We start from the raw sequence: 11,320 nt of genomic DNA, 5'->3' as shown, positions 1-11,320 counted from the left end.
CGCCGACGCCCCGAGGCGCTCACAGAACAACGCCGCCCGTACCGGATTCCGGTACGGGCGGCGTCGTACGCGTATGCGTCAGAGCGGACGCCGGAAGCCCAGCACCGCGGCCACGGCGCCCGCGGCGGCGATGCAGCCGCTGATGAGCACCGCGGGCAGCGCGGCATCCGCGCCCGGCACGTCGAGGGCCAGGGCGCGCGTGGCGTCGATGGCGTAGGTCAGGGGGTTGATCTCGGCGACCACCCGGAGCCAGGAGGGCAGGTCGTCGACGGGCACGTAGGCGCTGGAGGCGAACATCAGGGGGAAGATGGCGATGATCGCGAGGTTCTGCATGGGTTCGGCGCGCCGCAGCCAGGCGCCGGCCGCGATGAACGCCCACCCCAGCGTCCAGCTGATGAAGAGCGTCAGCCCGGCGGAGGCGGCGAGCTCGCCCGCGCCGCCCTTGGGGGAGTAGCCGAGCACGGTGATGCCCAGCACCAGGATGATGACGACCTGGATCGCGCTGCGCACGAGGCTGGAGATGCTGCGGGCGATGAGCAGCGAGCTGGGGTGGATGGGGAGGGAGCGCAGCCGGGCGACGATGCCGTTCTTGAGGTCGTCGACGAGGCCCACGCCGCTCTGCATGGCGGACTGGACCGCGTTGTCCACGAGGACGGCCGGCAGGACGAAGTCGAGGTAGCTGACGCCCTTGGGGAAGTGGGGCGGGTGGCCCATCTTGCTGAAGACCTGGGTGAGGACGAAGAGGATGATCACGGGCTGGATCAGGCCGAACAGAACCGTGCCGGGGTCGGTCGCCATCGCCCGGAGGGATCTGCCGGTGAGCACCCGTACCTGGCCGAGCATGGAACTGCCGGACCAGGCGGTGGGGCCCGGCGGCCCGGGGGCGGTGGCGCTCGGCGTAGCCGTGCGGTCCTCCGGGGTCCGGGTGAGCGGTGCGGTCATGGAGTCTCCACGGTGAACATGAGCATGTACGTATAGGGATTCGAGATATGTGAGAGGGCTACAGGGCGGCCGGTGCCGTCGGCCGGGGGCGGGTCTGCTGGTCGGCCAGGGCCAGGTACACGTCGTCGAGGCTGGGTTCGCCGAAGGACAGTTCCGTCGCCTCGATGCCCTCCTGGTCGAGGGCCCTGATGACGGCCGCGATGTCCTTCGACGCCTCGATGGCGACGACGACCGTGCCGTTCTCCCGGTCCGGCACCGGTTCCAGCCCGGCCCGGCGCAGGGCCGCCGCGGCGGCGTCCGGGCCGTTGACCGGGTCGGGGGTGACGGTGACGGTGCGCTGGCCGACGGTGGCCTTGAGCTCGGCGGCCGTGCCGCCGGCGATGACGGAGCCGGCGGAGAGCACCGCGATGGAGTCCGCCAGCCGGTCCGCCTCGTCGAGGTACTGGGTGGTGAGCAGGACCGTGGTGCCCTGGGCGACGAGCCCCTCCACGATCTCCCACAGCCGCAGCCGGCTGGACGGGTCGAGCCCGGTGGTGGGTTCGTCGAGGAAGATGACGTCCGGCTGGCCGACGAGGCTCGCGGCGAGGTCGAGGCGCCGGCGCAGGCCGCCGGAGTAGGTGCCCGGCCGGCGGGTCGCGAAGTCCTGGAGCCCGAAGAGCTCCAGCAGTTCGTCGGCCCTGGCCCGGGCGGATCTACGGTCGGCGCCGAGGAGCCGGGCGATGAGAACGAGGTTCTCCCGTCCGCTGAGCTGGGCGTCGACCGATGCGAACTGGCCGGTCAGGCCGACGCGTCGGCGGACCTCCCGGGGTTCGCGCGTGACATCGAAACCGGCCACTCTGGCCCGGCCCGAGCTGGGCGGCACGGCGGCCGCGAGGATGTTGACGAGGGTTGTCTTGCCCGCGCCGTTGTGTCCGAGCAGTGCAAGGACGGTGCCGCGCCGGGCGGCGATGTTCACCGAGTCCAGCGCGCGTACGGAGCCGAAGACCTTGCCGACGTCCTCGGTCTCGATCATGATGTCGTCCCCGGCCATCGGGGCTTCGACAGGTACGGTGAGCCCACTCATGGCTGATCTCCCGCAGGTGGGTGAGGTGGCGAAAACGCCGTGTTTTAGACAGCGAGCATGCGGGACACGGGAGTTGACCGGCCACCGGCCGTAACACGAAAAGTCTCGGGTCTCACCTAGGGCTGTCGGGTGCATGGTTGCTGCTTCGGCGTACGTCGAGTGTTGGCCGGGCAGATGGAGGAGCCATGGCACGAGAGAACCTCGAGGTGTTGTTGGACGAGGCGGTGGCGATCATGCGCCGTACGGGGCATCCGTCCCCGCGGGGCGAGGTCGAGGAGATCGCCGCCCATGTGCTCGGCAGAAAGGTGGGCGAGCTGGCCGCGGACTTCGAGCCGCACGACCGGGTCGCCGCGAAGTTCCGCAGACTGGTGGGGCGCCGGGCCGACGGGGCGCCGATGGGCCATCTGACCGGCCTCGCCGAACTCGGCGGCATCGAAGTGGCGGTGGGCCCCGGGGTGTTCGTCCCCCGCCCGCACAGCGAGCTGGTGCTCGCGAGCGGGCTGGAGGCCGTCGCGGACGTCTCCGCGCCGCTCGTGGCCGACCTGTGCACCGGCTCGGGCGCGATCGCGCTGGCCCTGGCCCACCGGCGGCCCGACGCCACCGTCCACGCCGTCGACTTCGACGCGCTGGCGCTGGATTTCGCCCGCCGCAACCGCGAGCGTCGTATCAAGTCGGGTGACACCCCGATCGTCCTGCACGAGGCGGACGTCACCCGCCCCGGGCTCCTGGAGGAGCTGACGGGACGGGTGGACCTGGTGGTGGCGAACCCGCCGTTCATGCCGGACGGGGCGGAGGTGCCCCCGGAGTTCGGCACCCACCAGCCCCGGCAGGCGATCTTCGGCGGGCCGGACGGGCTGCGGGTCATCCGGCACGTGGTGGCCGCGGCCGAACGGCTGCTGCGGCCGGGCGGCGGGTTCGTCGTGGAGCACGGGCACGTCCACGGCGAGTCCGTGCCCGAACTGCTGCGGGCGAGCGGCCGGTTCACGGACGTGTCCAGCCGTGCCGACCACGACGGCTGGCCCTTGTACTCCATGGCCCGCCGGGCCGGCGCATAGCCGGCTGAGGGTGCGCCGGCCTCGGGAACGGGTGCCGGCGCACAACCTCGGAGCCGGCGGCCCCATCGGGTCGCCCACGGCCTGTCGGCCGCCACCGCACCCACCGCCCCGAACGTCGGGGGCGCCCGTCACCCCCCGTCCATCAGCCGGAACAGCTCTTCGTCGCTGGCCGAGTCCAGGTCCAGCCCGCTCTCCGGCGCGTCGGCCTCGGGCGCGTCCTCCGGGCCCCAGCGGGTCGCGAGGGCCCGCAGCCGGGCCGCCGTCTCCGCGTTGACCGTGACACCCGTGGAGAGCAGGTACTCCAGCTCGTCGACCAGGCCGGCCACCCCGCGCGGGGACCGCGTCGCGGCCTCCTCCAGGCGTTCCCGCAGCAGGGCGACGACGGCGTCCGGGGTGGGGTGGTCGAAGACCAGCGTCGCCGGGAGACGGACGCCGGTCGCCTCCGTGATCCGTCCGCGCAGCTCGATCGCGTTCACGGACGTGACGCCCATCTCCGTGAAGGGCTGCGCACTGGCCTCCTCGCCCCATGGCCCGCGCCCGCCGAGCACGGCGGTCACCTCGGCCAGGACCAGGCCCAGGAGCAGCTCGTCCCGCTCGGGCCCGTCGAGCCCGGCCAGCCGGTCCCGCAGCGGCGACGCGCCACCGTCATCGCCGAGGGAAGGCACCGAGGGCACCACGGCAGGCACCGGGGGAGCGGTGGCCGCCGCCGAGGTCACCCAGTACTCGCGGCGCTGGAAGGCGTACGTCGGCAGGGCCACCGGCACGGCCGCCGGCAGCACGGCCCGCCAGTCGACGGACGCGCCGTGGGCGTGCAGCCGGGCCGCGGCGGTGAGCGCGGCCCGCGCCTCGTCCTGACCGGTCGTCAGCGTGGGGACGATCGTGACGGCCCCCGGCCGGACGGTCGTGGCCTGGACGCACTCGTCGATCATCGGCGTGAGCGCCGGGTCCGGGCCCAGCTCCAGGAAGCACGTCGTCGCGGCCGGCCCGCTCCGCAGCCGGTCGACCGCGTCCTTGAACCGCACGGGCTCCCGTACGTGCCGCACCCAGTGGCCGGGGTCGCGGGCCTCCTCCGCGGTCAGGAGGCGGCCGGTGAGGGCGGAGACGACCGGGACGGACGGCGCGGCGAAGGACAGGCCCTCGACGACCTCCCGGAACTCCGCGAGCATCGGCTCCATCAGCGGCGAGTGGAAGCCGTGGCTCACCACGAGCTGCCGGGTCTTGTGCCCGGCGGCGGCGAGCCGGTCGGCGAGCCCGGTGAGCGGGCCCTCCGCTCCCGACAGCACCACCGAGCGTGGGCCGTTGACCGCGGCGACGGACACGGTGCCGTCGAGCCCGGCCAGCCACGGCGTCAGCTCGTCCTCGGCGATGCGGACCGCCACCATCGTGCCGCCCGGGGGCAGCGCCCCCATCAGCCTGCCCCGGGCCGCGACCAGGGCACAGGCGTCCCGCAGACCGAGTATCCCCGCCACGTGGGCGGCGGTGATCTCGCCGACCGAGTGGCCCACCAGATGGTCCGGGACCACCCCCCACGAGGTGAACAGCCGGTGGAGCGCGACCTCGACGGCGAACAGCGCCGGCTGGGCGTACGCGGTGTCGTCGAGGAGCCCGGCCTCCTCGGAGTCGGGGGCCGCCCACATCACCGAGGTGAGCGGCCGCTCCAGCAGCGGGTCGAGGGCGGCGCAGACCTCGCGCAGCGCCGCGCCGAAGACGGGGAAGGCCGCGGCGGCCCGGCGGCCCATGCCGAGGCGCTGGCTGCCCTGACCGGTGAAGACGAACGCCAGATCGCCGGGCGCGCTCTCGTCGCGTACGGCGCCGGGGGCGCGCTCGCCGCTCGCGAACGCGGCGGTGGCGGCGAGCAGTTCCTCGCGTGAGGAGCCGGTGACGACGGCCCGCAGGCCGTGCAGGGCCCGGGTGGTGGCCAGGGAGTAGCCGATGTCCCGGGCCGGCAGGGCGGGGTTCGCCCGCGCGTACTCGGCCAGCCGCAGCGCCTGGGCGCGCAGGGCCGCGTCCGTACGGGCGGACAGGACCCAGGGGGCGGCCGGCCCGTCCGCACCGGAAGGTTCCGCGGGCGTCACGGCGTCCGCCGGAGGTTCCTCCAGGATCACGTGCGCGTTGGTGCCGCTGATCCCGAACGAGGAGACTCCCGCCCGGCGCGTCCGCCCGTCCTCCCGGGGCCAGGCGCGCGCCTCCGTCAGCAGTTCCACCGCACCCGCCGACCAGTCCACATGGGAGGACGGCTCGTCGAGGTGGAGCGTCTTCGGCAGGACGCCGTGGCGCAGCGCCAGCACGGTCTTGATGACGCCGGCGACGCCGGCCGCGGCCTGCGCGTGCCCGAGGTTCGACTTGACGGACCCGAGCCACAGCGGCCGGTCCGCGTCCCGGTCCCGGCCGTACGTCGCCAGCAGCGCCTGCGCCTCGATGGGGTCGCCGAGGGCCGTGCCGGTGCCGTGGGCCTCCACGGTGTCGACGTCCCGGGCCGAGAGTCCGGCGTTGGCGAGGGCCTGGCGGATGACGCGTTGCTGGGAGGGGCCGTTGGGGGCGGTGATGCCGTTGGAGGCGCCGTCCTGGTTGACGGCGGAGCCCCGGACGAGGGCCAGCACCGGGTGACCGTTGCGTCGTGCGTCGGAGAGCCGCTCCAGCAGGAGCAGTCCCGCGCCCTCGGACCAGGCCGTGCCGTCGGCGGCGTCCGCGAAGGACTTGCAGCGCCCGTCGGGGGACAGGCCGCGCAGCCGGGAGAACTCCACGAAGGACGCCGGTGTCGCCATGACGGCCACACCGCCCGCCAGGGCCAGGGAGGACTCGCCGGACCGCAGGGACTGGCACGCCAGGTGCAGGGCGACGAGCGAGGACGAGCAGGCCGTGTCGACCGTCAGGGCCGGGCCCTCGAAGCCGTAGGCGTACGCGATGCGGCCGGACAGCGCGCTCGCGGCCGTACCGATGCCCAGCAGCCCTTCCAGCCCGGCCGCCGCGCCCGTCCGGTCGGTGGCGTAGTCGTGGTACATGGCGCCGGTGAAGACGCCCGTGCGGGTGCCTTTGAGGGCCGTCGGGTCGATGCCCGCCCGTTCCAGGGCCTCCCAGGAGGTCTCCAGCAGCAGTCGCTGCTGGGGGTCGGTGGCCAGGGCCTCCCGGTCGGAGAGGCCGAAGAAGCCCGCGTCGAAGTGGCCCGCGTCGTGGAGGAAGCCGCCTTCGCGCGCGTAGGTGGTGCCCAAGTGCTCGGGGTCGGCGTCGAAGAGCCGGTCGAGGTCCCAGCCGCGGCCCGTGGGGAAGCCGGAGACCGCGTCGGTGCCGTCGGCGAGGAGGGCCCACAGCTCCTCGGGGGAGTGCGCCCCGCCCGGCAGCCGGCAGGCCATGCCGATGACGGCGATGGGTTCCTCCGGGTCCGCGCCCCGCGCGGGGACGGCCTGCCGTGCCGCCTCCTCGTCGGGGTGGCCGGTCAGGGCGCGTGCCACGGCGAGCGGTGTGGGGAAGTCGAAGGCGAGGGTGGTGGGCAGGGGCAGCCCCGTCGCCTCCTGGAGCAGATTGCGCAGCCGGATGGCGAGGACCGAGTCGAGGCCCAGGTCGCGGAAGGTCACCTCGGCGGGGACGGTGTCCGCCGGTAGGTGCGCGAGCACGTCGGCCACGCATGTGCGGACGAGGTCCAGGGCCTCCTCGACGGTGCACGGCCGCCGGTCCGGGCCGTCACAGACCGGGCCGCGGGCGATCTCGCCCGAGGCGAGCGCCTTCTCCAGCGCCCGGCGGTGGAGCTTGCCGGCGGGGGTGAGCGGGAGCTCCGGCACGGTGACCAGCTCCAGCGGGATCTTGTAGTCGGCCACGCCACGCCGCAGCAGGAAGTCCGTCACCTCCGCGAGGCCGACCGAGGGGTCGGCCTTCTCGGTGACGACCAGGCAGGGGTATTCGCCGAGGCGGGGGTCCGGTACGCCCAGGACGGCGAGGGGGCCCACGCCGGGGAGGTCCGCGAGCAGGCCCTGGATCTCGGTGGCGTTGAACTTCCGGCCGCCCACGTTGACGATCTCGGCGGACCGGCCGTGGAAGGCGACCCGCCCGTCGCCGCCGAGGACGGCCAGGTCGCCGGTGCGCAGCCAGCCGTCGTCGGTGACGGCGGCGCGGGTGAGCTCCGGATCGCGGTAGTAGCCGCGGAACATCCCCGGGCTGCGGTAGCGCAGTTCGCCGACCGTGCCCGGCGGGCAGTCGCGGCCGTCCTCGTCGACGACGCGGACCTCGGCGCCGCTCGTCGGCAGGCCCACGCTGCGGGTGGCGACGTCGGCGGGGTCGTCGGCGCCGGTGCGGGTGCCGGTGCCCAGTTCGGACATTCCCCAGACGACGACGAGCGCGCAGTCGAGCGCGGCCCGTACGCCGGTGACGAGCGCGCCCGGTACGGCCGCGCCCGCGGTCCGTACCTCGTGGGGCCGGAAGCCGGCCGGTTCGCCGGTCTCCGCGAGGCGGGTGACGACGTCGTGGAGCTGCGCGGGTACGGCGAAGACGACGCTCGGGTCGGCCTCCCGCGCCAGGGCGAGGAAGCGGTCGGGGTCCCAGGACCTCAGCAGCACCTGCCGGCAGGCGGCGAACAGCGCCGAGTGGAGCGACTGGAGGCCGAAGAGGTGGGTGAGGGGGCAGGCCGTGACGACCGCGCGGGCGAACGCCTCCGGGGCCTCGGCGGTGACGGCCGAGGTGTTCGACAGCAGGCCGTCGTGGCTGTGGAGGCAGATCTTCGGCCGGGCGGAGGTGGTGCCGGAGGACGGGATGAGCACGAACGGCATGTCCGGGGTGACGGCCACGGGGTGGGGGGCGCTGCCCGACCAGGTGGCCAGCAGGGTGTCCAGCCGGGCCGTGCCGGGCTCGTCCTGCGCCTCGCCGGCCGCCCCGGTGAGCAGGACGGTCCCGAGGGAGGGCACGGTCCGCAGGAGGTGACGGACGGTCAGTTCGTGCTCGCCGCCGTCCTGGGTGGCGGCGGGGAGCACGGCGAGCGCGGGCTCCACCCGGCTGAGCAGGGCGTGGACGTCCTTGGGGCCGTTGCCCTGGTGGACGGGCAGCAGCACGGCGCCGACGGCGGCGACGGCCAGGTGGAGGGTGGGGAACTCCCAGCTGTTGGGCAGGTGTGCCGCCACCACGTCGCCGGGGACGATCCCGAGCTCCTGGAGGCCCCTGGCCAGGGCGTCGACGTCGGCGTGCCACTGCCGCCAGGTCCGGGAGCGGTCCCCGTCGACGAGGGCCACCGCGTCGGGGGCGGCGTTCACGGCGGCCTGGAACACGTCCGGGAGTGTGAAGCCGCCCAGGGCGCCGGGGGAACCGGCCGGCGGGTCGATCGTGTAGTCGGTGGTGCGGACGGGCATCGTCACTCCCGGAGGTTCAGATGAGGGCGCCGGGGTCCCCGGCCGGGGCCGGCACGGCGGTCATGGGGGTCACGGGCGCGCGCCCGGGGAATTCGGCGCCGAGCAGCTTGAGCAGCGGCGTGGCCTTCACCGCGGTCTCCTCGAACTCCGCCTCCGGGTCCGACAGCGCGATGATCGCGCCGCCCACGCCGTAGCGGAGGTTGCCGCCGTTGAGCACCACGGTGCGGATGACGATGCTCAGGTCGGCCGCGCCGGTCAGCGAGAAGTAGCCGATGGCCCCGGAGTAGACGCCGCGGGGGCCGTCCTCCAGCCGGTCGATGATCTGCATGGTGCGGATCTTCGGCGCGCCCGTCATCGAGCCGCCGGGGAACGCGGACCGTACGCCCGTGACCGCGCAGCCGTCCTCCCGGAGCCTGGCCCGGACCGTGCTCACCAACTGGTGGACGGTGGCGTAGGACTCCACCTGGAAGACGGGGGACGCCGTGACGGAGCCGATCTCGGCGCACCGGCCCAGGTCGTGGCGGACCAGATCGACGATCATCAGGTTCTCGGCGCGGTCCTTCTCGCAGGACGCCAGCTCCGCGACGAGGGCCGCGTCCTCCTCGGCGCAACCGCCGCGCGGCCGGGTGCCCTTGATGGGCTTGGACTCCATCAGCCCGTCCCGGTCGATGCGCAGGAAGCGCTCCGGGGAGGTGCTGAGGACGGACAGGTCCGCGAAGCCCAGGAAGGCGGCGAAGGGGGCGGGGCTGGTGCGGCGCAGGAAGCGGTACGCCTGCCAGGGGTCGAGGTCGGCCTCCGCCTCGATCATGTTGGTGAGGCAGACCTCGTAGGTCTCGCCGGCCTTGATCTCCTCCTGGCACTCGGCGATGAGCTTGAGGTAGCTGTCGCGGTCGTGCCGCAGCCGGATCCCGGTGGTGCCGGGCTCCACGGGCGGGTCGCAGGGGCCGGGGGTGTGGCCGGCGGCCCCGGCGAGGAGGCCGGCGGTGGTCCGCAGCCAGGCGCGGGCGGGGGCCTCGTCGGTGTCCTCGGCGAGGGCCAGCAGGTGGGTGGTGTCCGTGCGGTGGTCGAAGACGACGGCGCGGTCGGCGAAGACCATCACGGCGTCGGGTTCGGCGGGCCGGTGCGCCGCGTTCCCCTCGCAGTCGGCCTTGAGCTCGTAGCCGAGGTAGCCGACCCAGCCGAGGGCAAAGTCGAAGGGCAGGCCGGGGGTTTCGGCGCGGGTCGCGCGCAGGTCCTCCTCCAGCCAGGTCAGGAAGTCGCCGGGCACGGTCCGGGCGCCTTCCGTCGTGGCGGTCACGGTGACGGTGCCGCGGGCGACGTCGGCGGTGGCGACGCGGGCGAGGGGGCCGGAGGCGTCGCCCATGACGGAGAGTTCGCCGAGGGGGCCGCCGGTGCGGCTGCTGTCGAGCCAGAAGGGGTGGTTCCCGGTGCGGAAGAGCCGGTCGAAGACGACCTCGGGGTCCCAGCGGGTGGGGAGGCTCTCGGCCAGTACGCGCAGCCGCCGGGCGGGGGCGTGGTCCGCCGCGGCGGGGGCGGTTCTCGGTGCGGTTCTCGTGGCGGCGCGGGGGGTGTTGGTGGCGCGCTGGTGGAGTTCCGTCAGCTTCCGGAAGTTCTCCAGGATGCGGTGGCCGCCCTGGGTGCTGATGGACTCGGGGTGGAACTGCACGCCCCACAGCGGGAGGGTGCGGTGGCGCAGGGCCATGACCACGCCGTCCGGTGACCAGGCGGTGGGTTCGAGGTCGGGGGAGAGGTCGGTGACGGCGAGCGAGTGGTAGCGGACGACGTCGAGGGGGGAGGGCAGTCCCTCGAAGAGGCCGGTGCCGTCGTGCCGGACGGGGGAGACCCGGCCGTGGCGGGGCTCGGGCGCCCGGCCGACACGGGCGCCGTGGGCCAGGGCCATGCCCTGGTGGCCCAGGCAGACGCCGAGGACGGGTATCCGGCCCTCGGCGGCGATCTCCGCGCAGAACCCGAAGTCGGCGGGCCGGTGGGGGGTGCCGGGGCCGGGGGAGAGGACGACGTTGTCGAAGGCGCCGAGCAGCTCCGGGCGCCACGCCGGGTCGTCGTTGTGGATGACCTCGGGCTCTTCGCCGTTCACCTCGGACAGGTAGTGGAAGAGGTTGTAGGTGAAGGAGTCGTAGTTGTCGACGAGGAGCGTGCGCATCAGTGTTTCCCGAGTTCGCGGGCTATCTCGGCGTTCACGGCCACGTGATTGCCGGTGAGGAAGAAGTGGCCGCCGGGGAACACCTCGAGCCGGAAGTCCCCTTCGGTGTGCCGCTCCCAGGCCTTGGCCTCGTCCAGGGAGGTTCGGGGGTCGGCGTCGCCGGTGAGGACGGTCACGGGGCAGCGGACGACGCGGTCCTCGGGGCAGCGGTAGGTCTCGATCGCGGTGTAGTCGCCGCGGATCGCGGGCAGGGCCATCCGCAGGATCTCCTCGTCGCCGAGGACCCCGGCCTCCGTGCCGTTGAGGAGCTTGAGCTCGGCGATGACGCCGTCGTCGTCGCGCTGGTGCACGGTCTCGGGGCGGGAGGTGGAGGGGGCCCGGCGGCCGGAGGCGATGACGGCCCTGGGGGCGGACGCCGCGCCCTTCTGCTCCAGTCGCCAGGCCACCTCGAAGGCGAGGACCGCGCCCATGCTGTGGCCGAAGTAGACCGTCGGCTTGTCGTCCAGCTCCATGAGCCGGTCGGTGATCCGGTCGGCGAGGGTGGCGATGTCGGTGATACAGGGCTCGTGGCGGCGGTCCTGGCGGCCGGGGTACTGAAGGGCGATGACCTCGACGCCGGGGGCGAACCGGGCCGAGACGGGGTGGAAGAAGCTGGCCGAGCCGCCCGCGTGGGGGAAGCAGACCAGCCGGGTGGTGGCGGTCGTGGCCGGGTGGTAGCGCCGGGCCCACAGGGCCAGGTCGTTGTCCGCGCTGTTCAAGGGCTCGGGTC

Annotated in this window: 6 protein-coding genes; 1 reads left to right on the top strand and 5 read right to left on the bottom strand. The window is 74.2% G+C overall.

Annotated features, from left to right (window positions below; translation table 11 throughout):
* Positions 1 to 78: 78 nt before the first annotated feature.
* Together RM609_RS01360 and RM609_RS01355 are read right to left on the bottom strand one after the other, a co-directional pair.
* Entirely contained in the window at positions 79 to 942 is an 864-nt protein-coding gene (locus tag RM609_RS01360; RefSeq protein WP_311607162.1) for an ABC transporter permease, read from the bottom strand.
* Between the two features lie 58 nt (positions 943 to 1,000).
* Positions 1,001 to 2,005, bottom strand: a complete 1,005-nt coding sequence (locus RM609_RS01355; RefSeq protein WP_311607161.1) for an ATP-binding cassette domain-containing protein — start codon at positions 2,003 to 2,005, stop codon at positions 1,001 to 1,003.
* Positions 2,006 to 2,190: 185 nt separating this feature from the next.
* Here RM609_RS01355 and RM609_RS01350 point away from each other — a divergent pair, with 185 nt between their 5' ends.
* On the top strand, positions 2,191 to 3,060 hold the full coding sequence (locus RM609_RS01350; RefSeq protein ID WP_311607159.1) for a N5-glutamine methyltransferase family protein: 870 nt from the start codon (positions 2,191 to 2,193) through the stop codon (positions 3,058 to 3,060).
* A gap of 128 nt (positions 3,061 to 3,188) precedes the next feature.
* On the opposite strand, the gene RM609_RS01345 is transcribed toward RM609_RS01350, so the two are convergent.
* Genes RM609_RS01345 through RM609_RS01335 form a run of 3 tightly spaced genes read right to left on the bottom strand, consistent with a single transcriptional unit; the run spans position 3,189 to position 11,309 of the window.
* Positions 3,189 to 8,390: a type I polyketide synthase gene (locus tag RM609_RS01345; RefSeq protein WP_311607639.1), complete on the bottom strand. Its 5,202-nt coding sequence runs from the start codon at positions 8,388 to 8,390 to the stop codon at positions 3,189 to 3,191.
* Positions 8,391 to 8,406: 16 nt separating this feature from the next.
* Complete coding sequence (pabB, locus tag RM609_RS01340; RefSeq protein ID WP_311607158.1) at positions 8,407 to 10,551, bottom strand: aminodeoxychorismate synthase component I; 2,145 nt, start codon at positions 10,549 to 10,551, stop codon at positions 8,407 to 8,409.
* Positions 10,551 to 11,309, bottom strand: a complete 759-nt coding sequence (locus RM609_RS01335; RefSeq protein WP_311607157.1) for a thioesterase II family protein — start codon at positions 11,307 to 11,309, stop codon at positions 10,551 to 10,553. The genes pabB and RM609_RS01335 overlap by 1 nt, the downstream gene beginning before the upstream one ends.
* Positions 11,310 to 11,320: the final 11 nt, after the last annotated feature.

The sequence above is a fragment of the Streptomyces hesseae genome (genome assembly GCF_031845785.1).
Taxonomy (GTDB): domain Bacteria; phylum Actinomycetota; class Actinomycetes; order Streptomycetales; family Streptomycetaceae; genus Streptomyces; species Streptomyces hesseae.
The sequence above is the reverse complement of the archived record's forward strand: the minus strand, read 5'-3'. Positions and strand labels throughout refer to the sequence as shown.